This is a genomic window from Kitasatospora sp. NPDC059827 (assembly GCF_042731675.1).
Lineage (GTDB): Bacteria > Actinomycetota > Actinomycetes > Streptomycetales > Streptomycetaceae > Kitasatospora.
Genome location: NZ_JBHWIV010000032.1, coordinates 61692 through 86922, shown reverse-complemented (window position 1 = coordinate 86922; position 25231 = coordinate 61692). Strand labels below are relative to the sequence as shown.

21 protein-coding genes, 1 rRNA gene and 1 riboswitch are annotated in these 25231 nt (G+C 72.2%); of the genes, 15 read left to right on the top strand and 7 right to left on the bottom strand.

The window, feature by feature from the left end; all coding sequences use genetic code 11:
* Positions 1-140: 140 nt before the first annotated feature.
* From rrf to ACFV8H_RS21390, 12 genes are all read left to right on the top strand, one after another.
* Positions 141-257: ribosomal RNA gene (rrf, locus tag ACFV8H_RS21445) — 5S ribosomal RNA — on the top strand.
* Between the two features lie 96 nt (positions 258-353).
* Positions 354-974, top strand: coding sequence for a CDP-alcohol phosphatidyltransferase family protein (locus ACFV8H_RS21440; protein WP_380402144.1), 621 nt, complete (start codon positions 354-356; stop codon positions 972-974).
* A 124-nt stretch (positions 975-1098) separates the two neighbouring features.
* Positions 1099-3594, top strand: a complete 2496-nt coding sequence (locus tag ACFV8H_RS21435; RefSeq protein ID WP_380402141.1) for a sugar phosphate nucleotidyltransferase — start codon at positions 1099-1101, stop codon at positions 3592-3594.
* Positions 3595-3767: 173 nt separating this feature from the next.
* Positions 3768-4853 (top strand): DUF881 domain-containing protein, encoded by a 1086-nt coding sequence (locus ACFV8H_RS21430; protein WP_380402138.1) that lies wholly within the window; start codon positions 3768-3770, stop codon positions 4851-4853.
* Positions 4850-5182 (top strand): small basic family protein, encoded by a 333-nt coding sequence (locus tag ACFV8H_RS21425; RefSeq protein ID WP_030062488.1) that lies wholly within the window; start codon positions 4850-4852, stop codon positions 5180-5182. The genes ACFV8H_RS21430 and ACFV8H_RS21425 overlap by 4 nt, the downstream gene beginning before the upstream one ends.
* Positions 5175-6293, top strand: a complete 1119-nt coding sequence (locus ACFV8H_RS21420) for a DUF881 domain-containing protein (protein WP_380402136.1) — start codon at positions 5175-5177, stop codon at positions 6291-6293. Before ACFV8H_RS21425 ends, ACFV8H_RS21420 begins: the two co-directional genes overlap by 8 nt.
* Before the next feature lie 562 nt (positions 6294-6855).
* Positions 6856-7398: an FHA domain-containing protein gene (locus ACFV8H_RS21415; RefSeq protein WP_360242294.1), complete on the top strand. Its 543-nt coding sequence runs from the start codon at positions 6856-6858 to the stop codon at positions 7396-7398.
* 182 nt (positions 7399-7580) lie between these two features.
* Positions 7581-8273: a MerR family transcriptional regulator gene (locus ACFV8H_RS21410; protein WP_380402150.1), complete on the top strand. Its 693-nt coding sequence runs from the start codon at positions 7581-7583 to the stop codon at positions 8271-8273.
* A 98-nt stretch (positions 8274-8371) separates the two neighbouring features.
* Positions 8372-8848, top strand: a complete 477-nt coding sequence (locus ACFV8H_RS21405) for a bifunctional nuclease family protein (protein WP_375893581.1) — start codon at positions 8372-8374, stop codon at positions 8846-8848.
* A 230-nt stretch (positions 8849-9078) separates the two neighbouring features.
* Complete coding sequence (locus ACFV8H_RS21400; RefSeq protein ID WP_380402132.1) at positions 9079-9723, top strand: MerR family transcriptional regulator; 645 nt, start codon at positions 9079-9081, stop codon at positions 9721-9723.
* Positions 9724-9821: 98 nt separating this feature from the next.
* Positions 9822-10544, top strand: a complete 723-nt coding sequence (locus ACFV8H_RS21395) for a vancomycin high temperature exclusion protein (RefSeq protein ID WP_375893585.1) — start codon at positions 9822-9824, stop codon at positions 10542-10544.
* 81 nt (positions 10545-10625) lie between these two features.
* On the top strand, positions 10626-12017 hold the full coding sequence (locus ACFV8H_RS21390) for a DNA polymerase IV (RefSeq protein ID WP_380402129.1): 1392 nt from the start codon (positions 10626-10628) through the stop codon (positions 12015-12017).
* A gap of 189 nt (positions 12018-12206) precedes the next feature.
* Here ACFV8H_RS21390 and ACFV8H_RS21385 read toward each other — a convergent pair whose 3' ends face one another.
* Positions 12207-13697 (bottom strand): MFS transporter, encoded by a 1491-nt coding sequence (locus ACFV8H_RS21385; protein WP_380402126.1) that lies wholly within the window; start codon positions 13695-13697, stop codon positions 12207-12209.
* Between the two features lie 171 nt (positions 13698-13868).
* Complete coding sequence (locus ACFV8H_RS21380) at positions 13869-14987, bottom strand: PRC and DUF2382 domain-containing protein (protein WP_380402123.1); 1119 nt, start codon at positions 14985-14987, stop codon at positions 13869-13871.
* 223 nt (positions 14988-15210) lie between these two features.
* Positions 15211-15314: riboswitch (glycine riboswitch) on the top strand.
* A gap of 236 nt (positions 15315-15550) precedes the next feature.
* On the opposite strand from ACFV8H_RS21380, the gene gcvP reads away from it, so the two are divergent.
* The gene (gcvP, locus tag ACFV8H_RS21375) at positions 15551-18451 is read left to right on the top strand and encodes an aminomethyl-transferring glycine dehydrogenase (protein ID WP_380402120.1); all 2901 of its coding nucleotides are present in this window, start codon (positions 15551-15553) and stop codon (positions 18449-18451) included.
* A 147-nt stretch (positions 18452-18598) separates the two neighbouring features.
* Here the strand turns inward: gcvP and ACFV8H_RS21370 are convergent, their stop codons facing one another.
* Both ACFV8H_RS21370 and ACFV8H_RS21365 read right to left on the bottom strand, forming a co-directional pair.
* Positions 18599-18790 carry a DUF5999 family protein gene (locus tag ACFV8H_RS21370; protein WP_360242315.1) on the bottom strand — a complete coding sequence of 64 codons (192 nt, stop codon included), beginning with the start codon at positions 18788-18790 and terminating at the stop codon, positions 18599-18601.
* A gap of 407 nt (positions 18791-19197) precedes the next feature.
* Positions 19198-19770 carry a hypothetical protein gene (locus tag ACFV8H_RS21365; RefSeq protein WP_380402117.1) on the bottom strand — a complete coding sequence of 191 codons (573 nt, stop codon included), beginning with the start codon at positions 19768-19770 and terminating at the stop codon, positions 19198-19200.
* A 376-nt stretch (positions 19771-20146) separates the two neighbouring features.
* On the opposite strand from ACFV8H_RS21365, the gene ACFV8H_RS21360 reads away from it, so the two are divergent.
* Positions 20147-21652, top strand: coding sequence for a glutamate--cysteine ligase (locus ACFV8H_RS21360; RefSeq protein ID WP_380402114.1), 1506 nt, complete (start codon positions 20147-20149; stop codon positions 21650-21652).
* A gap of 76 nt (positions 21653-21728) precedes the next feature.
* A complete protein-coding gene (locus ACFV8H_RS21355; protein WP_380402112.1) occupies positions 21729-22517 on the top strand; it encodes a CPBP family intramembrane glutamic endopeptidase in 789 nt (262 codons plus the stop codon).
* Here ACFV8H_RS21355 and ACFV8H_RS21350 read toward each other — a convergent pair.
* The 3 genes from ACFV8H_RS21350 to ACFV8H_RS21340 form a co-directional block, all read right to left on the bottom strand.
* Positions 22495-23031: an HAD domain-containing protein gene (locus ACFV8H_RS21350; RefSeq protein ID WP_380402109.1), complete on the bottom strand. Its 537-nt coding sequence runs from the start codon at positions 23029-23031 to the stop codon at positions 22495-22497. The genes ACFV8H_RS21355 and ACFV8H_RS21350 overlap by 23 nt on opposite strands.
* A gap of 99 nt (positions 23032-23130) precedes the next feature.
* Positions 23131-24405, bottom strand: a complete 1275-nt coding sequence (locus tag ACFV8H_RS21345; protein WP_380402107.1) for an MFS transporter — start codon at positions 24403-24405, stop codon at positions 23131-23133.
* 104 nt (positions 24406-24509) lie between these two features.
* Positions 24510-25211: a dienelactone hydrolase family protein gene (locus ACFV8H_RS21340; protein ID WP_380402104.1), complete on the bottom strand. Its 702-nt coding sequence runs from the start codon at positions 25209-25211 to the stop codon at positions 24510-24512.
* Between the last annotated feature and the right edge of the window lie 20 nt (positions 25212-25231).

The window sequence follows — 25231 nt, the reverse complement described above, 5'->3', positions numbered from 1 at the left end:
AAGCCCTGTAAGGGGTGGAGTTGACCGGTACTAATAGGCCGAGGGCTTGTCCTCAGTTGCTCGCGTCCACTGTGTTGTTCTGAAACAACGACCCCAACCCCAATGAAGTCGGGTTGGTGCGGTTGACAGTTTCATAGTGTTTCGGTGGTCATAGCGTGAGGGAAACGCCCGGTTACATTCCGAACCCGGAAGCTAAGCCTCACAGCGCCGATGGTACTGCAGGGGGGACCCTGTGGGAGAGTAGGACGCCGCCGAACAATCATTCAGAAGAGCCCCCGCCGGGTGAACCGGGCGGGGGCTTTTTTGTTGTAGGGTCAACGTGCATTGTCGTGACACAGGACAGGAGGACCCGGGTGGAGGTCCAGGAGACGCGGGTCCAGACCGATCGCGTCCTCACCATCCCCAACCTGCTGAGCATGGGCCGGCTGGTCGGCGTTCCGGTTTTTCTCTGGCTCATTCTGTGGCCAGTCTTCGGCGGGCCGAAGAACGACGGGTGGGCGCTGCTGATCCTGATGCTCAGCGGAATCAGCGACTACCTGGACGGAAAGCTCGCCAGGCGGTGGGGGCAGATCAGCCGGGTGGGGCAGCTGCTGGATCCGCTGGCCGACCGGCTCTATGTGCTGTCCACGCTCATCGGATTGACGTGGCGTGAGTTCCTGCCGTGGTGGGTGACGGCGATTCTGCTGGCCCGCGAGGTCTTCATCGCCTCGTTGCTGCCCATTCTGAACCGACGCGGTTACGGGCCGCTGCAGACGAGTTTCCTCGGCAAGGCCGCGACCTTCAATCTGATGTACGCGTTTCCGCTTCTCCTGCTCGGTGGCATCGACAGCTGGTTCGCGCGGCCGGCCGAGGTGGTGAGCTGGGCCTTCATCTGGTGGGGGACCACGTTGTACTGGTGGTCGGCGATCCTTTACGCGGTGCAGGTGCGGCAGATCATCAAGGCGGGCCCCGCGGGCTCGACGTCCACAGTCTGAGACGTGATCTGAGAGAAGTCCCACGCCGTCCCGGTGCGTCGGACGATACCTTCCGGGTAGAGAACCCTCTGGAACGGTTTGATGGACCTGTAGGTCCACCACCGCGAAGGAGGACGCACCCGTAATGAAAGCCGTAGTAATGGCAGGGGGCGAGGGCACCCGACTCCGCCCGATGACCTCCAGCATGCCGAAGCCGCTGCTTCCGGTCGCGAATATGCCGATCATGGAGCACGTGCTTCGGCTGCTGAAGCGGCACGGCCTCTCCGACACCGTCGTCACCGTGCAGTTCCTGGCGTCACTCGTCAAGAACTACTTCGGTGACGGCGAGGAACTGGGCATGCACCTCACGTATGCCCATGAGGAGACGCCACTAGGCACTGCGGGGAGTGTCAAGAACGCCGAGGACGCGCTCAAGGACGACTCCTTTCTGGTGATCTCCGGTGACGCGCTGACCGACTTCAATCTCTCCGAATTGATCGACTTTCACCGCAGTAAGAACGCACTGGTCACGGTCTGTCTCACCAGGGTGCCGAATCCCCTGGAGTTCGGAATCACGATCACCGACGAGGACGGCCGGGTCGAGCGCTTCCTGGAGAAGCCGACCTGGGGCCAGGTCTTTTCCGACACGGTGAACACCGGTATCTACGTGATGGAGCCGGAGGTCTTCGACTACGTCGCCGCGGGTGAGTCCGTGGACTGGTCGAGTGACGTCTTCCCGCAGCTGTTGAAGGAGGGCAAGCGGGTCTACGGCTACGTCGCCGAGGGCTACTGGGAGGACGTGGGCACCCACGAGAGCTACGGCAAGGCCCAGGCGGACGTGCTGGACGGCAAGGTCGAGGTCGAGCTCGACGGCTTCGAGATCTCGCCGGGTGTCTGGGTGGCCGAAGGGGCGGAGGTGGACCCGGAGGCGGTGCTGCGCGGGCCGCTGTACATCGGGGACTACGCCAAGGTCGAGGCCGGCGTGGAGATCCGCGAGCACACCGTGCTGGGCAGCAACGTGGTGGTCAAGCGCGGTGCCTTCCTACACAAGGCGGTGGTGCACGACAACGTCTACATCGGGCCGCAGAGCAATCTGCGCGGCTGCGTGGTCGGCAAGAACACCGACGTGATGCGGGCCGCGCGGATCGAGGACGGCGCGGTGATCGGGGACGAGTGCCTGATCGGCGAGGAGTCGATCATCGGGGCCAACGTCCGGGTCTACCCGTTCAAGACCATCGAGGCCGGCGCCGTCGTCAACACCTCGGTGATCTGGGAGTCGCGCGGCCAGGAGCACCTCTTCGGGCTCCGCGGCGTCTCGGGCATCCTCAACGTCGAGATCACCCCGGAGCTGGCCGTGCGGCTGGCGGGCGCGTACGCCACGACCTTGAAGAAGGGGGCCACCGTCACCATTGCGCGTGACCACTCGCGTGGTGCCCGTGCGCTCAAACGGGCGATGATCTCGGGGCTGCAGACCTCCGCGATCGACGTCCGCGACCTGGAGAACGTGCCGATGCCGGTGGCCCGGCAGCACACCGCGCGGGGGAGTGCGGGCGGGATCTTCCTGCGGACCACGCCGGGTGTGCCGGACTCGTTGGACATCCTCTTCTTCGACGAGCGCGGGGCGGACCTCTCGCAGGCCGGGCAGCGCAAGCTCGACCGGGTCTACGCACGTCAGGAGTACCGGAGGGCGTTCCCGGGCGAGATCGGGGACCTGACCTTCCCGTCCAGCGTGTTCGACTCCTACGCGGGCAACCTGCTGCGGGCGGTGGACACCACCGGGGTCCGGGAGGCCGGGTTGAAGGTGGTGGTGGACACCGCGCACGGCAGTGCCGGGCTGGTCCTGCCCAGCATCCTCGGCCGGCTCGGGGTGGAGGCGCTGACCGTCTCCAGCGGGCTGGACGAGGCGCGGCCGACCGAGGACGCGGAGACCCGGCGGGCCGGGCTGGCCAGGCTCGGCGAGCTGGTGGCCTCCTCGCGGGCGGCCTTCGGGGTGCGGTTCGACCCGGTCGGCGAGCGGGTCGCCTTCGTGGACGAGCTCGGCCGGGTGATCGACGACGACCGGGCGCTGCTGGTGCTGCTGGACCTGGTCGCGGCGGAGCGGCGCAGCGGGCAGGTGGCCCTGCCGGTGACCACGACCCGGATCGCCGAGCAGGTCGCGGCGTACCACGGGACCCAGGTCATCTGGACCACGACCACGCCGGACGACCTCGCGAAGGCGGCCGCCGCCGAGGGCACGGTGTTCGGCGGGGACGGGCGCGGCGGCTTCGTTGTGCCCGAGTTCAGCGGGGTGCTGGACGGCGCCGCGGCCTTCGTCCGGCTGGTCGGCCTGGTGGCGCGGACCCAGCTCACGCTGAGCCAGATCGACGCGCGGATCCCGCAGGCGCACATCCGGCGGCGGGACATCGCGACGCCGTGGGCGGCGAAGGGCATGGTGATGCGTTCGGTGGTGGAGGCGGCCGGCAGCCGGCGGCTGGACACCACGGACGGTGTCCGGGTCGTCGAGGCGGACGGGCGCTGGACGCTGGTGCTGCCGGATCCGGCCGAGGCGGTCACCCACCTGTGGGCCGAGGGTCCGGACGACGAGGCCACCGATGCCCTGCTGGACGAGTGGGCGGCGGTGGTGGAGGGCGCGGGGCGGTGACGTCCTGAGCGGACGGCCCCCTGAACGGCGGGGCGTGCGGATTCATCCGCACGCCCCGTTGTCCGTTTTCACCTCATTCGTAAGGGTCCGTCGCTTTCCGTCGATGTGTATGGCGTGTGTGCAGCTCAGGGGCCGTGCGCAGGGTCCCCCGCCGTCGTGGGACGATGGTCCGCATGCCAGCGACGCCGACGCCGAGTGCTCCGAACGGGCGGTACAACCGCCCCGACGCCTCGATGTCCCTGCTGACCAACGTGATGGACCACAGCCTGGACGAGGGCTACGCCGAGGCGGCCGCGGCCCGGGGCGGTGCGCACGACAGCCGGATACCCCGCACGCTGCGCGGACTGCTGACGCTCGGCGCCGGACTGGCGCTGGTCGGAACCGTGGTCACCGTCGGCGCGGTGAACGCGCACAAGGCGGAGCCGACGCTGGCCAAGGAACGGGACGCGCTGATCCACCGGATCAACGACAGCAACGGCTCGGCGGACCACCTGCAGAAGGAGGTCCAGGACCTGCGGCGCAAGGTCGACGACACCCAGCAGCAGGCGCTGGCCTCCGGGGACGGCGGCAGCAGCGGCCTGACCGGTGAGGTCGGGCTGGGGGAGGTCACCGGGCCGGGGGTGAAGCTGGTCCTGGAGGACGCGGCCGGCACCGGCGGCGGGGGCAACGTCGACCCCCGGGCCGGGCAGGGCTTCTCCAACAGCGGCCGGCTGCGCGACCGGGACCTGCAACTGGTCGTGAACGGTCTGTGGGGATCCGGGGCGGAGGCCGTCTCGATCAACGGCCAGCGGCTGACCGCGCTGTCCGCGATCCGGGCGGCCGGTGAGGCCGTGCTGGTGGACAACCGGCCGCTCGTGCCGCCGTACAACATCCAGGCGATCGGGGACGGGCCGAAGCTCCTCACCGCCTTCGAGAACGACATGGCCGGGCAGTACCTGCGGCTGCTGGAGGAGAAGTACGGCATCAAGTCGACGCTCTCCACCCAGAAGAGCCTGACCCTGCCGGCGGCGGTCGGGGTGTCGCTGCGGAGCGCCCAGCCCGTCACGCCCGAGGCCTCGCCGACCGGGTCCGCGTCGGCGGCCCCGTCGGCCGGTCCGTCGGCCGGTCGGAGTGGGACGCCGTCGAGCGTCCCGGGAACCTCGGAGAGCCCCGTCGCGTCCGTTTCACCGTCCGCGCCCGGTGCCGGGCCGTCCCCGAAGCGGCGGCCGTCCGGCGGATCGACCAAGACCACCACAGGGACAGGAGCAGCTAGACCGTGATTGCCGTACTGGGTCTCGTGATCGGGGTGGTCGTCGGGCTCTTCGTCCAACCCGAGGTGCCCGACGCCGTCGTGCCGTACCTGCCGATCGCGGTGGTGGCGGCGCTGGACGCGGTGTTCGGCGGCGTCCGGGCGATGTTGGACGGGATCTTCAACGACAAGGTCTTCATCGTCTCGTTCCTGTCGAACGTGGTGGTCGCCGCGCTGATCGTCTTCCTGGGCGACCAGCTGGGTGTCGGTTCGCAGCTGTCCACGGGCGTGGTCGTCGTCCTCGGCATCCGCATCTTCTCCAACGCGGCGGCGATCCGGCGCCATGTCTTCCGTGCCTGAGCAGGGCCGCGAGGCGGCGGCGGAGGAGCCGGCGGAGGCAGCGGCGCCGGCGGTCGAGGAGACCGTCGCGGAGCCGGGCGGGATGGCGGCCGGGAAGGCTCCGGAGGAGTCGCCGGGGAAGGTCGTCGAGGAGGCCTCGGCGGTGGCCGGGGCAGGCCGGGACGAGCCCGGAGCTGCCGGGGAGTCGGAGAAGTCTGACGCTGAGGCTGAGCTTGAGATCGTGTCCGCCTCGCCGGCGCCGCCGGTGCGGCTGACGAAGGCGCCCGCCGAGGCCGAGGCCGGGGCCGACGAACCGTCGGAAGCCGCCGAGCCGGAGGCCGCCGTTAAGGGGCCGGAGGCCGGCGAGGAGTCGGAGGCCGCCGAGGAGCCGCCCGCCGGGGACCGGAACGCCGGTCGGCGGCGGTTGAAGGCGGCGGTCTGGCCGCCGCGACTGTCGCGCGGGCAACTGGTGGTGGCGCTGTTGCTGTTCTCGCTCGGGCTGGGGCTGGCGATCCAGGTGCGGTCGACCAACGACCACCACAACCAGCTGCGCGGGGCCCGCCAGGAGGACCTGGTCCGGATCCTCGACGAACTGGACAGCCGTCAGCAGCGTCTGCAACAGGAGAAGGCCGAGCTCGAGCAGTCCCTGGGCAAGTTGGAGAACAGCTCCAACCAGGCCAAGGAGGCCCAGGAGCAGACCAGGAAGAAGATGACCGAACTGGGTGTGCTGGCCGGTACGGTCAAAGCCACTGGTCCGGGCATCGTCCTCACGGTCGATGACCCCCAAGGGCAGGTGAAGGCGGATATGCTGCTGGACACCCTGCAGGAACTTCGAGCGGCGGGGGCGGAGGCGATTCAGATCAACGATGTGCGCGTGGTGGTCAACACCTACTTCACCGACCTGTCGGGCGGTGGGGTGCAGATCGACGGGAAGAAGGTCTCGCAGCCCTATCGGTTCACCGTCGTGGGGAACCCGCAGGACCTGACGCCCGCGCTGAACATCCCGGGGGGCGTCGTGCGCACCCTGGAGAGCCACCAGGCGCGGGCGACGATCACCCAGCAGCAGAAGGTGGTCGTGGACGCCCTGGTGGATCTGAAGACGCCGCAGTACGCCAAGCCGGCTTCGAAGTGACGGGGCGCTCGACGAACGGCCCGTCACGGGCCCGCGGCACCCGGTGCGGGGTGTCGTCGTCGCGTGGGGGAGACTGGTTCGCACCAGTACGCTCCGTAGCACCAACCGCAACACCACACGTCGGAGTACCACTCCAGCAGGCCCGAGCCGCAACCGGGCCCGCAGCCTGTCCGAGGTTCTCACCCTGCCCCGCGGGCGGGTCTGTCACACGCAAGGGGATTCGCCCGTGAGTTTCTTCTCGAAGTTGTTCGGTCGCAACAAGGGCCGCGACGCGGCCGCCGTCGAGGCGCCGACCGCCCGGCACCGCCGGTCGGAGGACGAGCCCGCGGTGCCGGGCATGCGCCCCGCCCCCGAGGCCGGCCAGTACGCCGGTCAGCAGCTGTACCGGGACGGTGCCGCGCAGTACGCCGGGAATCCGGCGGGCTACGGCGCGTCGGTTGACCCCTCCGGCGACCCGCGCATAGGTTTCCCGTCAGGACCCTCAACCTCTGGTGGAGGGTTTGCCCCGGACCCGTACGCCGGGCACAACCCGTCGGGTGTGCCGCGCCAGGAGGCTGTGAACATGGCTGGCCCCACTCCGTGCCCCAGGTGCGGCAACCAGAACCCGGCCGCGGCCCGCTTCTGTTCCAACTGCGGTACGGCGCTGCGCGGCGGCCTGCTGCCGGAGGGGGCGGCGGAGACCACCTCGACGATCTCGATCTCCGGGCTGGAGTCCTACGACCCCTCCGCCACCACCGGCACCGGTACCACGCCGGCGCTGTCGGCCGAGGTGCTGTCGGCGATCGACGCGCTGCCGCCGGGCTCGGCGCTGCTGATCGTCCAGCGCGGTCCGAACTCGGGCAGCCGGTTCCTGCTGGACTCGGACGTCACCACGGCGGGGCGTCACCCGCAGGGTGACATCTTCCTGGACGACGTCACGGTCTCCCGCCGCCACGTGGAGTTCCGCCGCACCCCGGCCGGATTCAGCGTCGCGGACGTGGGCAGCCTGAACGGCACCTACGTCAACCGGGAGCGGATCGACGAGGTGCCGCTGAACAACGGCGACGAGGTGCAGATCGGGAAGTACCGGCTGGTGTTCTTCGCCGGCCACAACCGGGGGTACTGAAACCAACGTCGGCGGGAGCCCGAGTGAATACGAATACTCCTTCCTCTTCTCTCGGGGCGGCCAACCCTGCGTCGTCGTCCGGTCCGCAGGCGGACCGCGGCGGGCGCGGGGTGGTCGCGGCCCCCAGGCAGCCGGTCCGTCCGGACCGGCCCGCCGGCCGTCGGCGCGGCGGTGACGAACTGCTGAGCATCGGCGCGGTGCTGGCCTTCCTGCGCGACGACTTCCCCGAGGTGACCATCTCCAAGATCCGCTTCCTGGAGGCGGAGGGGCTGGTCGAGCCGCAGCGCACCCCCTCGGGGTACCGCAAGTTCAGCCCCGCCGACGTGGAGCGGCTGGCCTACGTCCTGCGGATGCAGCGGGACCACTACCTGCCGCTGCGGGTGATCCGCGAGCACCTGGACGCGATCGAGCGCGGTGAGGCCCCGCCCGCGCTGCCGGCCGCCGACGCCCGGCCCGGCCCGCTGGAGGAGGCCGACCGCGAGCTGGTGGCCTCGGCCGAGGTCGCCTCCGGGGTCCGGCTGGGGCGGGCCGAACTGCTGGCCGCCGCCGGGGCGGGGGAGCCCGAGCTGGCCGAGTGGGAGGCGTACGGGCTGGTCCTGCCGGGCCCGGACGGCGGGTACGACGGGGAGGCGCTCCAGGTGGCCCGGCTGGTGGCCGAACTCGGCCGGTACGGGCTGGAGCCGAGGCACCTGAGGGCGATGAAGGCGGCGGCGGACCGCGAGATCGCCTTGGTGGAGCAGGTGGTGGCGCCGCTGCGCCGGCACCGGAACCCGCAGACCCGGGCGCACGCGGAGGCCACCGCGCGGGAGCTGGCCACGCTGTCCGTACGGCTGCACGCGGCCATGGTCCAGGCCGGTCTGCGGCCCCGGTCCTAGGCCGTGGGGACGCCCGCCGCGGGCCCGGTGCACCGCGCTGACCAGCGGCGTCGGCCCTGCGCTTTCATATCCGGGGTCGGAGCCATAGGGTTGCCTGTGTGAATGAGCTCGACGTCGTGGGTGTCCGGGTGGAGATGCCTTCCAACCAGCCGATCGTGCTGCTTCGGGAGGTCGGGGGAGATCGATACCTGCCGATCTGGATCGGCCCCGGCGAGGCGACCGCGATCGCCTTCGCCCAGCAGGGCATGACTCCGGTGCGCCCGCTGACGCACGACCTGTTCAAGGACGTCCTGGAAGCGCTCGGCCAGCAGCTCACCGAGGTCCGGATCACCGACCTGCGGGAGGGCGTGTTCTACGCCGAGCTGGTCTTCACCGGCGGGGTCGAGGTGAGCGCCCGGCCGTCCGACGCGATAGCGCTGGCCCTGCGCACCGGCACGCCGATCTACGGGAGCGAGGAGGTGCTCGCGGAGGCGGGCATCGCGATCCCGGACGAGCAGGAGGACGAGGTCGAGAAGTTCCGCGAGTTCCTCGACCAGGTGTCGCCCGAGGACTTCGGGGGCGGCGGCCCGCAGTAGGGCGAACGGCGGACGGGGCTGGTCAGCCCTTTTGCATGCCGTTTTGCCAAAATCCGTCCACCTACCCACACTAGGGGCACGAAAAACCACTCTCCTGAGTGATGTGGTTTGTCTGGCCCGGCGTGGCGATCGTTGACGGGTCATAGGGGACTGCCTACCGTCAGGAGTGGCTGTCCGGGTGGCCGATGCCCGCAGTCGGTTGCCCGCAGCACGAGTGGACGGAGGTAGGCATGAGCAGCACCGGCGATGACGCGGCCGTGGGAGGCCTGTGCTCCGTGCACGTGCCGCGCACCGCTCGCACCGTGTCGGACCTGCCCAGGATGAGCAGGTTCCCGGCCGTGCAGCCGGGCCAGCCCGCGATCGAGCGGCTGGCCCCGACGTCCGAACTGGTCGGCTTCCGCGGCCCGACGGCCTGTGCGGCGGCCGGCATCACGTACCGCCAGCTGGACTACTGGGCCCGCACCGGGTTGTTGGAGCCCAGCGTCCGCACCGCGTACCCGGCGCCCAGTCAGCGGCTCTACAGCTTCCGCGACGTGCTGCTGTTGAAGATCGTCAAGCGGCTGCTCGACGCCGGCGTCTCGCTGCAGAACATCCGGGTGGCCGTCGCCCATCTGCAGGCCGCCGAGCAGGCCGACCTGGCCGGGCTGACGCTGATGTCCGACGGTGCGACGGTGTACGAGTGCACCACGCCGCAGCACGTGGTTGACCTGTTGAAGGGCGGTCAGGGGGTGTTCGGCATCGCGGTCGGAGCGGTCTGGCGGGAGCTGGAGCTGACCCTCGGGCGGCTGCACGCGGAGCGGACCGACACCGGTGAGACGCTGGTCGGTGACGATCCGGCGGACGAACTGGCGCAGCGACGCAACCGGGCGGTCTGACCGGCAGCACTTTCCACGGGGCCGTGGGCCGGAGCGGGGAACCGTTCCGGCCCACGGCCTCGTCGTGTTGCCTGGTGAAACGATCGAGGGAGGGGCACGTGAAGGTCGGCACCGGGATATCGGAGTTGCTGCGGCGTCGGGCCGGCGGGGTGCGGGCGCGGCTGCGGGAGCGCCGTACGCAGCGCAGGGTCTTCCAGGCGACGACGCTGCTCTGCTCGCTCGCGCTGGCGCCCAGCGCCTGGCTGTGGGTCGGGGCGGGGGACCGGGTGGGCACCGTGGAGAGCGCGCCCTCGGCTCCGGTGGCGGTGGTCTTCGGCGCCGGGCTGGACCAGGGCAAGCCGTCGCCGTACCTGGAGCACCGGCTGGTGGCGGCACTGGACCTGTACCGGGAGGGCAAGGTCAAGGCCATCCTGGTGACCGGGGACAACGGGCGGATCGAGTACGACGAGCCGGACGCGATGTACCGCTACCTGACCGAGCACGGAGTCCCCGGGGACCGGGTGGTGCGGGACTACGCGGGCTTCGACACCTGGAACTCCTGCACCAGGGCGCACCGGATCTTCGGGGTGGACCGCGCGGTGCTGGTCAGCCAGGACTTCCACGTCCGTCGGGCGCTGGCGCTGTGCGAGGCGGCGGGGATCCGCTCGTACGCGGTCGGCGTGCCGGAACTGCACGACACCACCTGGCTGTACGGCGGGCTGCGGGAGGTCGCCGGGGCGGGCAAGGCGGCCGTGAACGTCTGGCTGCGGCCGGACCCGGCGTTCCTCGGGCCCAAGGAGGACGGCATCCCGAAGGCGCTGGCGGAGGCCGCGAAGCAGTAGCCGGGGGGCGGGCGCCGGGCGCCGGCCGGGACCTCGGCCGGGTTCGTACGCACTGTCGGACCCGTGCGCGATGATCGGCGGGTGCGATCTCTGCCGAGCATCATCCACCTCGACATGGACGCCTTCTTCGCGGCGGTGGAGCAGGCGGCCAAGCCGAGCCTGCGCGGGAAGCCGGTGGTCGTCGGCGGGCTCGGCGGGCGCGGGGTGGTCTCCACGGCCTCGTACGAGGCGCGGCGGTTCGGGGTGCACTCGGCGATGCCGATGGCCCAGGCGCGGCGGCTGTGCCCCAACGCGGCCTTCCTGTCCGGGCGGTTCGAGGCATACCGGCAGAACAGCGAGATCGTGATGGGGCTGCTGCGCCAACTGTCGCCGCTGGTGCAGCCGTTGAGCCTGGACGAGGCCTTCGTCGACCTGATGGCCGGTCCGTACGGCCCGGTGCTGTCGGAGGCGGACCACGAGACCGGGGAGCGGCTGGTGCTGGCCCTGGCGGAGGACCTCAGGGCGGACATCCAGCGGCTCACCGGACTGACCGGCTCGGTGGGGGCGGCGGGCTCCAAGCTGATGGCGAAGATCGCCTCCGAGCAGGCCAAGCCGGACGGGCTGGTGCTGGTCGAGCCGGGGCAGGAGCGGGCCGTGCTCGGCCCGATGCCGGTCCGGGCGCTGCCCGGGATCGGGCCGGCCACCGAGCAGGTGCTGCGCCGGGCCGGGTTGAGCACGGTGGCGGACCTCGCGGAGGCGGGGGAGGCGGAGCTGGTCCAGCTGCTCGGGCGGGCGCACGGCACCGGGATCTTCCACATGTCGACAGGGCTGGACGACCGGCCGGTGGTGGCCGACCAGGACGCCAAGTCCGTCTCGGTGGAGGACACCTACGAGGTGGACCTGGCCGATCGGGACCGGGTGCTGCGGGAGGTGGAGGCGCTCGCCGGGCGCTGCGTCCGGCGGCTGCGCTCGGCCGGGCGCTCCGGCCGGACGGTGGTGCTCAAGGTGCGGCGGTTCGACTTCTCGACGCTGACCCGCTCCGAGACCCTGGGCGGGCCCACCGACGACGCGGCGGTGATCACGGCGACGGCCCGGCGCCTCGCCGAGCAGGTGGACATCACCGGCGGGGTGCGGCTGCTCGGAGTCGGCGTGGCCCAACTGGCCGACTACACCCAGGAGGACCTCTTCGCGCAGGCGCTGCGGGAGGAGGCGGCGGAGCACGCCGAGGTGGCCGAGGCGGCGGTGGCCGAGGAGGAGCCGGAGGAGGTCGTGGTGCGGCGCTGGATGCCCGGACAGGACGTCCGGCACGCCGAGCTGGGGCCGGGGTGGGTCCAGGGCAGCGGAGTGGGGCGGGTGACGGTGCGGTTCGAGACGCCGTGGAGCGGGCCGGGCCGGGTGCGGACCTTCGCGGTGGACGATCCGGCGCTGGAGCCGGCCCGGCCGCTGCCGCTGCGGCAGCCGGAGGAGCCGGACGCGGACGGGGCTGAGGCGTAGGGGGCTGAGGGGCGGTGCCCGAGGCGGGCGGGCGCTGGTAGCGGCCCGGGAACGCGGAACGGCCCCACCCGGTAGTACCGGGTGGGGCCGCATACCGTGCCGGGCCCCGGACGGTCGCGATGCCCTCGCGACCGGGCGGAGGCCCGGGCCCGCGCGTCCTGTCCCTGAACGCGCGGGCCGGACGCCTCGTCAGGCGTCGGTTTTGGCCAGCTCGGGGCTGGAGTCCTGCCGGGCCGCGCCGCCGGCGACGGTGACGGCCGGCTTGGTGGTGCGGATCAGGAAGGGGACGACGCCGGCGATGACGCAGACGACGGCCGTGACCCAGAACGCGTGCTTGTAGGCGTCCAGGGTGGGCAGCAGCACCGGGATCTTGATCGGGAGCTTCATGGTGTCGCCGGTCAGGATGGCGGTCATCACGGCGGTGCCGATCGCGCCACCGACGGTGCGCAGCACGGAGTTCATGCCGTTGGCGATGCCGCTCTGCTCGACCGGGACGGCGCCGTTGATGAAGGCGGGCATCGCGGCGAAGGCGAGGCCGATGCCGAGGCCGAAGATCGCGGAGGCGGTGTAGATGTCGCCTTCGGCGCTGTGCCGCAGGGCCAGGTAGGCCATCGCGATCGCGCCGAGGACGCCACCGAGGACCAGCGGCAGGCGCGGGCCGCGGCGGGCGATCATCAGGGCGCCGATCGGGGCGGCGACCATCGAGCCGATCGCGGACGGCAGCAGCATCACGCCGGCGTGCAGTACGGTCGCGGTGAAGCCGTAGTGGGCCAGCTTCTCCGGGGTCTGGGCGAAGTTGCTGATGACCATGAACGAGCCGTACATGCCGAAGCCGATCAGCAGGCCGGCCAGGTTGGTGAAGGCGACGGCCGGGCGGCCCATCATCTTGAGGTCCACCAGCGGGTGGGCGACCTTGGTCTCGATGACGCCCCAGATCAGGGCGACCACCGCGGCGACGGCGAACAGGCCGAGGGTCTTGGTGGAGGTCCAGCCCCAGTGGTTGCCCTGGCTGACCGCGACCAGCAGGGCGGAGAGCCAGCCGGCCAGGGTGAGCGCGCCGAGCGGGTCGGCGCCGCCCTCCTTGTCGGTCACCGGGTCGGTCGGGACCCGGAAGGCGACCAGGGCGATGGCGAGCAGGCCGAAGGCCAGGCCCATCCAGAAGATCGACTTGTAGTTCCAGTGCTCCAGCAGCAGGCCGGTCGCGACCAGGCCGAGGCCGGAGCCGACGCCCATCGAGGCGCTGATGGCGGCGACGCCGCCGGTCACCTTCTGCTTGGGCAGCTCGTCACGGACGATGCTGATCGCCAGCGGCATCACGCCACCGCCGGCGCCCTGGAGGACGCGGGCGACGATCAGCCAGGTGAAGGAGTGGGTGCAGACGGCCAGTGCCGAACCGGCGATCAGGCCGGCCAGCGAGATCAGCAGCATGGGCTTGCGGCCCCGGAGGTCGCCGAAGCGGCCCAGCAGGGGAGTCAGCACGGCCGCGGACAGCAGGTTGGCGGTCATCAGCCAGGTGATGTTCGACCCGGAGACGTCCAGTTCCTTGGCCAGCGACGGCAGGATCGGGACGACCGCGGTCTGCACCACGCTGAAGGACAGCATCGCCAGGATGAGGGCCGGCAGGACCCGGGCGTTGCTCTGCTTCTCGGCCGCAGTGGTGGGCTGTGGTGCCTCACTCACGGTTGCTTCCTCCCGTACATAGTGAATGAACTCAAGTAACTGTGCGGGTGGATAGTTCATGATGTCAAATATCGAGTGGTTAAGGTTTGGCAAAGTGGGGAACTGCGGCGCAACACGAGGGCCCCGGACCGGAGTCCGGGGCCCTCGTGGAACGGGCGGAGAACGGGGAGGTCAGGCCAGCGGGCGCAGGGCGGCGGGCCGGGAGCCGTCGGCCGCGTGGACGAGCGCCTCACCCGCCTCGCCCGCCCCGCCCGGCGCGGTGGCGGCCGTGTCGTCGTGGACCTCGACGTGCTCGCGGCGGAGCTCGTCCCGGACCACCTCCTCCTCCGTGTAGCGCTCCACCACCAGGCGGACTCGCTCGATCGGGGCGAGGTACTTGCGGACCACCGGCCGCTCCTCGCGGAGGGTGACCTCCTCGACCGCCTCGTCGATCTCCTTCTCGGTCAGCGAGGCCAGCTCGGCGTCGCTGACCGGCATCCGCTCCACCCGGACCCGCTCGCGGACCACCGGGACGCGGCGCTCGACCTGCTCGCTGGTCACGTACTTGCGCAGCTTCGCGGTGCCCAGCACGTGCCACTCGGTGGTGATGTCCAGCCGCTCCTCGCGGCAGGTGATCTCGACCGGGCCGCTGGGGGCGGAGGAGGCGGCGGTGCCGTTCGCGGCCGGGGTGGTCGCGGCGGGCTGCGGCTTCGGCTCGGCCAGGTGGGCGGCGGCCGGCGCCAGGACGGTGCCGTTGGCGATCGGTGCGGGGGTGCTGAGGGTCCGCACGTGGGCCTCCGTGGCGGTGTCGGTGCTGGTGTGGGTCGTGCCGGCGCTGGTCATGGTGGTCGTGCCCGTCGCGGTCGCGGTCGCGGCCGGGGCGGGGTCGGGGGAGTGGAAGGCGGTCGGCTTGGCGGCCGCGGCGGCCGTGGTGGTGCCGAAGTCGAGGTCCGGCCGGTCGTCCCGGGCGGGCTCAGCGGCGGCCGGACGGCCGTCCACGGGGGTGTCGAGGCCGTAGTAGCGGTAGAGCTGGAGCTCCTGGGCCGGCGACAGGTGCTGGCCCACGCCGAAGTCCGGCGAGTCCTTCACCAGCGACTTGTCGTACGGCACCCGGAGCTCCTCGCCGGAGAACTCGCTCGTGGTGAGCGGGACGAAGGCGTCCCGGCCGAAGATGCCGGTGCGGACGGCCGCCCACTCCGGATGCCCGGTGGCGTCGTCCAGGTACACCTCGTCCACCGTGCCGATCTTGTCCCCGTTGCGGTCGACCGCCTTGTGGCCGATGAGGTCCCTGGGGTCGATGTCGGTCTGCACTCTTTCCTCCAAGCGCTGCGCCTGCGGAACTCCCGCAGGTGAGACGGCCGGAGCACCCGTCCCGTCCGCCACTTCACACCAAAAGCCATCAATCGGACGCGCGCGACCGGGGTGCGCCGGACGGGCTTCGCGCTGGGCCGTCCGGGGGACGCGCGTAGACCCGGAGTGACCGGACGCACCCGTGATCGGAAGCCCTCCCGCTGGTACCCTGGGCCGCGACCGCCGAGCCCGCTCGGGAGAGTCCCCGACAGTGAAAACCGCTGGTCGGGGCGCCGAAGGAGCAACTCCTCCCCGGAATCTCTCAGGCATCCGTACCGTGCGGGATAGGTCACTCTGGAAAGCAGGGCAGGACCGCCGGCGCGGGAGCCGACGATCACCACCCTCACCGACGGTGCAAGCCGACGGCGCGCCATCGCGCGGCGTGCGGGCGAAGCTCTCAGGTCCCGATGACAGAGGGGGAGGCCTTTCGGGTCCGCCCGCCCAGGTCGGTCCGCTGTCCGCAGCGGCGCGACCGGCCGGCGTGCGTACCCCCGCCGGTCCGTGACCAGGAGGCCTCGACCACCATGAACGCCCAGCCGAACGCGGGACGCCCCACCAGCGCCTCGACCCTCACCGAGCTTGAGCTGGCCAGCCCCTTCGAGAACCGCCACATCGGCCCCGACGCCGCCGCGCAGGAGAAGATGCTGGCCTCCGTCGGCTACGGCTCGCTGGACGAGCTCGCCGCCACCGCCGTTCCCGAGGCGATCCGCTCCATCACCGCCCTGGACCTGCCCGCCGGCCGCAGCGAGGCGCAGGTCCTCGCCGAGCTGCGCGAGCTGGCCGGCCGCAACCAGGTGCTCCAGCCGATGATCGGCCTGGGCTACTACGGCACCTTCACCCCGCCGGTGATCCTGCGCAACGTCATGGAGAACCCGGCCTGGTACACCGCGTACACCCCGTACCAGCCGGAGATCTCGCAGGGCCGCCTGGAGGCCCTGCTCAACTTCCAGACCCTGGTCTCCGACCTGACCGGTCTGCCCACCTCCGGCTCCTCGCTGCTGGACGAGGGCACCGCGGCCGCCGAGGCGATGGCCCTGGCCCGCCGCGTCACCAAGGTCAAGGGCGGCGTCTTCCTGGTCGACGCCGAGACCCTGCCGCAGACCGTCGCGGTGATCAACACCCGCGCCGTGCCGACCGGCGTCGAGGTCGTCGTCGCCGACCTGTCCGAGGGCATCCCGGCCGAGATCGCCGAGCGCGGCGTCTTCGGCGTGCTGCTGCAGTACCCGGGCGCCACCGGTGTGGTCCGCGACCTCACCGCGGTGATCGAGCAGGCGCACGGCCTGGGCGCGATCGTCGCCGTCGCCGCCGACCTCCTGGCGCTGACCCTGCTCAAGTCCCCGGGCGCGCTGGGCGCCGACATCGCCTGCGGCACCTCGCAGCGCTTCGGCGTCCCGATGGGCTTCGGCGGCCCGCACGCCGGCTACCTCTCGGTGCGCGCCGAGTACGCCCGCTCGCTGCCCGGCCGCCTGGTCGGCGTCTCCGTCGACGCCGACGGCAACCGCGCCTACCGCCTGGCCCTGCAGACCCGCGAGCAGCACATCCGCCGCGAGAAGGCCACCAGCAACATCTGCACCGCCCAGGTGCTGCTCGCCGTGATGGCCTCGATGTACGCCGTCTACCACGGCCCGGACGGCCTGGCCGACATCGCCCGCCGCACCCACCGCTACGCCGCCGCCCTCGCCGAGGGCCTGCGGGCCGGCGGCGTCGAGCTGCTGCACGGCGAGTTCTTCGACACCGTCACCGCCGTCGTCCCGGGCCGCGCCGCCGAGATCGCCGCCGCCGCCCGCGCCAACGGCATCAACGTGTTCCAGGACGGCGAGGACCGGATCTCGGTCTCCGCCGACGAGACCACCACCCGCGAGCACCTGGCCGGCGTCTGGGCCGCGTTCGGCGTCCCCGCGGTCGAGGTCGCCGAGGCCGCCGACGCGCTGCCGGCCGCGCTGCTGCGCGAGGACGAGTACCTGACCCACCCGGTCTTCCACAGCCACCGCTCGGAGACCGCCATGCTGCGCTACCTGCGCCGCCTGTCGGACCGGGACTACGCGCTGGACCGTGGCATGATCCCGCTGGGCTCCTGCACCATGAAGCTCAACGCCACCACCGAGATGGAGGCGGTGACCTGGCCGGAGTTCGGCCAGCTGCACCCCTTCGCGCCGGTCGACCAGGCCGCGGGCTACCTGACCCTGATCCGCCAGCTGGAGCAGCAGCTCGTCGAGGTCACCGGCTACGACGCCGTCTCGATCCAGCCGAACGCCGGCTCCCAGGGCGAGCTGGCCGGCCTGCTGGCCGTCCGCGCCTACCACCACGCCAACGGTGACGCCCAGCGCGACGTCTGCCTGATCCCGTCCTCGGCGCACGGCACCAACGCCGCCTCCGCGGTGATGGCCGGCATGCGCGTGGTCGTGGTGAAGACCCTGGTCGACGGCGACGTGGACGTCGAGGACCTCAAGGCCAAGATCGAGCAGCACCGTGACAACCTGTCGGTGCTGATGGTCACCTACCCGTCGACCCACGGCGTGTACGAGACCCAGATCACCGACATCTGCGCCCTGGTGCACGAGGCCGGCGGCCAGGTGTACGTCGACGGCGCCAACCTGAACGCCCTGGTCGGCCTGGCCAAGCCGGGCAAGTTCGGCGCGGACGTCTCGCACCTGAACCTGCACAAGACCTTCTGCATCCCGCACGGCGGCGGCGGCCCGGGCGTCGGCCCGGTCGCGGTGCGCGCCCACCTGGCGCCGTACCTGCCGAACCACCCGCTCCAGGAGGAGGCCGGCCCGGCCACCGGCGTCGGCCCGATCTCGGCCGCGCCGTGGGGCTCGGCGGCGATCCTGCCGATCTCCTGGGCGTACGTCCGGCTGATGGGCGGCGAGGGCCTCAAGCACGCGACCCAGGTCGCCGTGCTGAACGCCAACTACATCGCCAAGCGCCTCGCGCCGCACTTCCCGGTGCTCTACACCGGCCCGGGCGGGCTGGTCGCGCACGAGTGCATCATCGACCTGCGCCCGCTGACCAAGGAGACGGGCGTGACGGTGGACGACATCGCCAAGCGCCTGATCGACTACGGCTTCCACGCGCCGACGATGTCCTTCCCGGTGGCCGGCACGCTGATGATCGAGCCGACCGAGTCCGAGGACCTGCACGAGATCGACCGGTTCTGCGACGCGATGATCGAGATCCGCGGCGAGATCGACAAGGTCGGCTCGGGCGAGTGGGCGGCCGACGACAACCCGCTGCGCAACGCCCCGCACACCGCCGCCGTGCTGGCCGGCGACTGGGCGCACGGCTACTCGCGGCAGGAGGCGGTCTTCCCGGCGGGCGTGAACCCGGCGGACAAGTACTGGCCGCCGGTGAGCCGGATCGACGGCGCGTACGGCGACCGCAACCTGGTCTGCTCCTGCCCGCCGCTGGACGAGTACGGCGTCTGATCGACCGCGCAGGCACGAGGCAGGGCCCCGGCAGAACGTTTCTGCCGGGGCCCTGCCCTTGTGCGCTGTGCGGGTGTCGGACGGGTTGCCGCGTGGGCTCGGGCCGTGGCGGCGCGGGCGGCGCGGGCGGCGCAGGCCGGCGCGGGCTCAGGCCGCGTGGGCGACCGGGCGGCGCGGGGCGATCACCCGGCCGTCGGGCAGCAGTTCTCCGGTGTCCTCGAACAGGAGGACGCCGTTGCAGAGCAGGCTCCAGCCCTGCTCCGGGTGGCAGGCCACCGGCTCGGCCGCTTCGCGGTCCTCGGACTCGGCCGTCGGGCACTCAGGACGGTGCTGGCACATACGCGTACCCTCGCTTCGCTCTGCGATCCTCCCCGTGGTGCGGTCCCCGGAGGTCGAGCCGTCCGGGGCCGCCGTGGTGGTCGGATCCTGTCCGCGTGCCGGTCAGGTTTGGCCAGCACTCAAGTGGGTAGGACAGGGGGTCCTTCCACGCTGGTTCCCAGTGTCGGCATCTGCGGACGCGCGCGCAGCAATTTCGTGACATGCGCCACAACTCCGGGGCAGAGATCACCCGTTCAGGTGGGGCCGGGGAGAAATCGCGCACCGGTGGGCCAGTCGGGGCATGGCCCGAGAGGGCCATGGCGGATGGCCCGTCCGGGTAGTGGCCGTTCGGGTGAGGGCGGCGGGCGGGGCGGGCGCGGCGAAGGGCCGCCGGGCGCGGTGCCCGACGGCCGGTGCGGTGCGCGTCCTCAGGGCGAGCCGAGCAGCAGGGATCCGGCCAGCGGGGCGCGGGCGAGCAGCGGGAGCAGTTCGGCGGCCGGGTAGGCGCGGTGCGCGGTGACGCCGAGCGGGGCCGGGGCCAGCGGGATCAGCAGGTCGGCGGACGGGCCGGCGTCGGGGCTGTGCAGCCAGAGCGCGGTGGCGTACTGGCCGGGGAAGGTGAGCAGCCGGGGCTGGCGGCGGGAGCGGGAGCCCTGGGCGAGCTGCCAGGCCTCGCGCAGCGCCCGGACGGTGGAGGAGAGGTACGGGCCGGCGGTGAAGTGGGAGAAGGTGTGGCCCTCGGGGCTCTGCACCACCTCGGCGGCGGCGGCCACGTCGGGGCCGTCCTTGATCAGGAAGCGCCAGCCGGTGCGCCGGGCGGCGGGGAGCTCGGGGCGCGGGCCGTCCAGGACGTGCACCGCGAGCGGGTGCGCGGGGAGCAGTGGACCGGTCGGGTGACGCAGCGCGGCGGCGGCGGGCTGGCGCAGCGCGGTCTCCGAGTCGAGCGCGCCCAGGACCGCGCGCAGGGCACTCGGTGGGGGCTGGGGGGTCTGCAGGGTCATGGCGGGGTCCGCCTCTCCAAGCGAGATCGGCGTGCGAGTGCGGCATACCGGCGCGGCTCGGTGCGTCCACGGTGACGGGGGCCGGCCTTGTCCGGTTGTGCAGGATCGCGGCGCCGGCGCGGTCTCCGCCGTCGACGAGGGACTCGGGGCGGGAGCGGACCGGCCGGAGCGCAGTGCGAACTCAGCGGCTTCATCGAACAAATGCGCAGGGTGATCTGTTTATCACAGGCGGTGGCGGCGGGCAAGTCTGCAGATGACCTGAATTCCCGTCAGATGCCTTGCAATGCAAGCCAGTACAAGCATTCGGGTATCGATCTTCGAGGTGGGCATGATGCTGGCACGGTCGACCGGCCGGGTGTCTCAGGAGGAGGGGACCGTGGGCGAGAAGGTCGTGGCGACACGGGCGGATCTGGCGGACCGGCAGCAGTACCGGCTCAAGCTCCAGGCCTGCCTCGACGCGCTCGGGCGGATGCTGCGCGAGGACCGCTTCGACCGGCCGCGGGCCGTGATGGGGCTGGAGATCGAGCTCAACCTGGCCGACGAACAGGGCCTGCCGGTCATGCGCAACGCCCAGGTGCTGAGTGCGATCGGGTCCAGCGACTTCCAGACCGAACTGGGCCAGTTCAACATCGAGGTCAACATCGTGCCGCACCGGCTCTGCGGACACGTCTTCGAGGAACTGCGCGAGGAGATCGACACCGGGCTGCGGTACGCCGACCGGCAGGCGGCCGAGGCCGGCGCCCGGATCGTCATGGTGGGCATCCTGCCGACCCTGGAGAACGACCACACCGGGCTGGACGCGATGAGCCACAACCAGCGCTACAGCCTGCTCAGCGACCAGATTCTGGCCGCCCGGGGGGAGGACATCGCGCTGGACATCGAGGGCGTCGAGCACCTCCAGCTGGAGTCCATCACGATGGTCGCCGAGGCCGCCGCGACCTCGCTGCAACTGCACCTCCAGGTGACCCCGGAGCGGTTCTCCTCGGTGTGGAACGCCGCCCAGGCGATCTGCGGGCCGCAGCTCGCGCTCGGCGCCAACTCCCCCTTCCTGTTCGGGCGGGAGCTGTGGCGGGAGACCCGTCCGGTGCTCTTCCAGCAGGCCTGCGACACCCGTTCGGCGGAGCTCAAGGCCCAGGGCGTGCGCCCGATCACCTGGTTCGGCGAGCGCTGGGTGGACTCGGCGTACGACCTGTTCGAGGAGAACCTGCGCTACTTCCCGGCGCTGCTGCCGATCTGCGACGACGAGGACCCGCTCAAGGTGCTGGCCTCCGGCGGCGCGCCCAGGCTCGCCGAGATGCGGCTGCACAACGGCACCATCTACCGCTGGAACCGCCCGGTGTACGACGTCTCCGGCGGGGTCGCGCACCTGCGGGTGGAGAACCGGGCGCTGCCGGCCGGGCCGACGGTGGCCGACACGCTGGCCAACGCCGCCTTCTACTACGGGCTGGTGCGGGTGCTCGCCGAGCAGCCCCGGCCGGTCTGGACCCGGCTGCCGTTCGAGCGGGCGGACGAGAACTTCCGCCAGGGCGCCCGGTACGGCATCGACGCGGTGTTCCAGTGGCCGCGCCCCGGCCGGGCCGGCCGCGGCGGCGGGCTGCAGACGGTGTCGGCGGTCGACCTGGTGCTCAACGAGCTGCTGCCGATGGCCTACCAGGGGCTGGACGAGTGGGGCGTGGAGCCCGCCGACCGGGACCGCTACCTGGGGATCATCGAGCAGCGCTGCCTGCGCCGCACCAACGGCGCCTCCTGGCAGAGCGCCACCTTCCACCGGCTGCGCGAGCAGTACGGCATGGACCGCCCGGCCGCGCTCGCCGCGATGACCAGGCGCTACGCCGAGCACATGCGCGGCGGCGAACCGGTGCACACCTGGCCGGTGGGCTGAGCCCGCCGCTGTGTCAGGATGATCGCCCCGGTCGTCGGCCGACGACCGGAGCGACCGTCCGTCCGCTGGAGCACCCGTGACGACCCGCCCGACCGTGCCGGAGACCGTGCGGCCCGACCGACGCCTGCTCGGCGTGGAACTGCTGGTCGTCCTCGGCCTCTCGCTCGGGGCCAGCGGGATCAGCGCGCTGATCAGCTTCGCGGGCTCGCTCACCGAACCGCTCCAGCTCGGGCAGCAGGTCGCCACCCTGAACGGCTCGCGCGCGCCCGGGCGGCCCTGGCTGGACCTGGTCTGGCAGCTGTACTACATCGGGCGCGGGCTGATGCCGGTGGTGCTGGTCGGCTACCTGCTGGTGCGCGAGGGCGCCTCGCTGCGGGTGCTGGGCTTCGACCTGCGGGAGAAGCTGCGCGACCTGGGCCGGGGCGCGGCCGTCGCGGCGGCGATCGGCGGCTCCGGGCTGGTGCTGTACCTGGCCTCGCAGGCGGCCGGGTACAACCTGACGGTGGCGCCCTCCGGACTGCCGGACGTGTGGTGGCGGGTGCCGGTGCTGGTGCTGTCGGCCTGGCAGAACGCGATCCTGGAGGAGGTCGTCGTCCTCGGCTACCTGCTGCGCCGGCTGGGGCAGCGGGGATGGTCCTGGCCGGCGGTGGTGGTGGCCAGCTCGGTGCTGCGCGGCTCGTACCACCTGTACCAGGGGGTCGGCGGGCTGGTCGGCAACATGGTGATGGGGGCGGTGTTCTGCCTGCTGTACCGGCGCTGGGGGCGGGTGATGCCGCTGGTGGCGGCGCACGCGCTGATCGACACGGTGGCCTTCGTCGGGTACGCGCTGCTCGCCGGGCACGTCAGCTGGCTGCCGACCCCCTGACCGGTGATCCCGGCAGGGCCTGGCTGCGCGGCGGGCGGGCGAGCAGCCGGTCGACGTGCCGGCGCTCCAGGCCCCGGCCGGGATCGATCGGCAGCAGCAGGCGGTCCCGGCGCCACAGCGAGCGGCGGACCAGCCGGGACGGGATGACGTCGTCCACCCAGGCGAACGGGCGGCCCTTGGCGTAGCGCAGCAGCGGCGCCCACTTGCGGGCGGAGAACAGCTGCATCAACGGGACGTGCGGGTCGCCGGGTTGCGGGACGTAGTCGGTGAAGCGGACGAAGGGGAGCGGGTCCAGGCCGATCGCCGGGGCGATGTGGGTGTTGGCGTGCTCCTCCCAGGTGGTGGCCCAGACCAGCTCGTACGTCCCGGCGAGTTCGCGCAGCCAGGCGCCGTGCTCGGCGGAGAGCAGGACGGCGTAGCCGAGCAGGGTGTGGGTGTCGAACCCGGCGTCCGGAGGCGGGCAGACCGGGTTCAGCACCCCGTCGACGTCCAGGAACAGCAGTGGCTTCGGCACCGGTGGGCCCCCAAGTGGATGGATCTTCCTACCCGGTCGGACGAACCGTCGGCCCCGATGGTTGCTTTCCGACGGGCGCACGCGGGGCGCACAGGGCGCTCACGGCGCGGGCGCGGGTTCGCCGGCGGGCACCGGTGCGTCCGGGGTGCTTCCCTGCGGGTCGCGGCGGGAGAGCCGGCGGATCTGCGGGTCGATCAGGACGACGGCGCTCAGCAGCAGGCACAGCGCCGCGCAGGCCCACAGCGCGCCGGAGAGGCCGAGCGCGGCCGCGGCCGGGCCGGCCAGCGCGGTGCCGACCGGGGCCAGTGAGTAGGAGCCGAGCTCGTCGTACGCGGAGACCCGGGAGAACATCTCCTCCGGGATCTCCTGCTGGAGCACGACCATCCAGTTGACGCCGAAGACCGTGACGCCGACCCCGGACAGGAACATCGCGGCGATCAGCAGCGGCAGCGGGGCGCCGGCGGCCAGGGCGAGGGCCGGGGCGCCGAACAGGAACACGCCCCAGTTGCCGACCAGCAGGATCCGGCGGGGACGCCAACGGGCCATCAGCAGGCCGGTGACGACCAGGCCGACGCCGTACGCGGACATCGCCAGGCCCCAGGCGCCCGCGCCGCCCAGGCGTTCGTCGGCCACCGTCGGCCCGTACACCGCCTCGACGGTGTTGATGCAGGCCACCACCACGGCGAACTGCAGCACGATCACCCACAGCCAGCGGCGGGAGGCGAACTCCCGCCAGCCCTCGCGCAGGTCGCGCAGCATGCCGCCGCCGGAGGGGGCGGGCGCGGACTCGGGCTCCAGGAAGAAGCGCAGGGAGGCGGCGACCAGGAAGCAGAGGGCGTCCAGGGCCAGCACCCAGCCGGGGCCGACGGCGGCGGTGAGCGCCCCGCCGAGGGCGGCGCCGCCGATCTGGGAGGCGTTCAGGCCCATCCGGAAGACCGCGAAGGCGCGGGCGGCGTGCTCCTGGGGGACGGCCTGCATGATCATGCCGCCGGCCGCGGGGGAGTAGAGGGCGTAGCCGGCGCCGCCGGCGGCGGAGAGCACCAGCAGCTGCCACAGCTGGACGTTCCCGGCCAGCACCAGGGCGGCCAGCACGGCCTGGGAGGCGGCGCTGAACAGGTTGGCGGCGACCATCACGTGGTGGCGCGGGAGCCGGTCGGCGAGGGTGCCGCCGACCAGCAGGAACAGCACGGTGGGCAGCAGCCGCGCGGCGGTGACGTAGCCCACCTCGGTGGCGCCGCCGCCGTTGCCGAGGACGGCGAAGGCGGTGGCGATGGGGGCGCCGGCGTTGCCGAGGCCGCTGATCACGGTGGCGGCGGTCTGGATGCGGAAGTTGCGGCTCGCCCAGGTGGGGCGGCGGGGGAGTGGGGTCGGCACCCGGGTGACTATGGTCGGAGTTCGTACCGGTGTCATCCGGATTTCGCACCCGAACCGGTGGGGGCGGGCGCCGGCGGGTGGGGCGGGGCCGGTGGGGCGGGGCGTCAGCCCAGGTGGCCCCAGAGGAAGGTGACGGTGCGGCGCCAGGCGATCCGGGCCTGGAGGGCGTCGTAGGTGCCCAGCGGGTTCTCGTCGTTCATGAAGGCGTGCCCGGCCGGGTAGAAGTGGATCTCGGGGCGGACGTCGGTGGCCTCGCCGATCCGGGTGGCCGCCTCGTCCACGGCGGCCATCGGGATCGAGCCGTCGAGTTCGCCGAAGTGGCCGAGGACGTGGGCGGTCAGGCCGCGGTAGTCGAAGTCGGGGTCCGCCGGGAGGCCGTAGAAGGGGACCGCGGCGGCCACCGCGTCGCCGGCCCGGGCCGCCAGCATCAGGGCGAAGCCGCCGCCCATGCAGAAGCCGACGGCGCCGACCGCGTCGCCGACCACGCCGTCCAGCGCGAGCAGGTGGCCGACGGCGCCGGAGAGGTCCTCGACGGCCCGCTCGACCGGGAGTTCGCGCTTGAGCCGGGCCGCCTCGGCGCCGTCGTGGGTGGTGGTGCCGCCGAAGAGATCGGGGGCCAGCACGGTGAAGCCCTCGGCGGCGAAGCGGTCGGCCATGTCCGCGACGTGCGAGGTGAGCCCCCACCACTCCTGCACCACCACCAGGCCCGGTCCGACGCCCTGCGGAGGGCGGGCCAGGTACCCGTGCGCGGTGCGGCCGTTGCTCGGGAAGCTGACGTTCTGCCGGGGGCCGCCGTGGTCGGGCATGGCTTCCTCTCGGTGGGTCG

What these genes read in the sequence shown, in the direction of transcription:
- ACFV8H_RS21340 (WP_380402104.1), bottom strand. Translation starts at nt 25,211, where the DNA reads ATGCCCGACCACGGCGGCCCCCGGCAGAACGTCAGCTTCCCGAGCAAC.
- gcvP (WP_380402120.1), top strand. Translation starts at nt 15,551, where the DNA reads ATGAACGCCCAGCCGAACGCGGGACGCCCCACCAGCGCCTCGACCCTC.
- ACFV8H_RS21435 (WP_380402141.1), top strand. Translation starts at nt 1,099, where the DNA reads ATGAAAGCCGTAGTAATGGCAGGGGGCGAGGGCACCCGACTCCGCCCG.
- ACFV8H_RS21365 (WP_380402117.1), bottom strand. Translation starts at nt 19,770, where the DNA reads ATGACCCTGCAGACCCCCCAGCCCCCACCGAGTGCCCTGCGCGCGGTC.
- ACFV8H_RS21370 (WP_360242315.1), bottom strand. Translation starts at nt 18,790, where the DNA reads ATGTGCCAGCACCGTCCTGAGTGCCCGACGGCCGAGTCCGAGGACCGC.
- ACFV8H_RS21400 (WP_380402132.1), top strand. Translation starts at nt 9,079, where the DNA reads ATGAGCAGCACCGGCGATGACGCGGCCGTGGGAGGCCTGTGCTCCGTG.
- ACFV8H_RS21415 (WP_360242294.1), top strand. Translation starts at nt 6,856, where the DNA reads ATGGCTGGCCCCACTCCGTGCCCCAGGTGCGGCAACCAGAACCCGGCC.
- ACFV8H_RS21430 (WP_380402138.1), top strand. Translation starts at nt 3,768, where the DNA reads ATGCCAGCGACGCCGACGCCGAGTGCTCCGAACGGGCGGTACAACCGC.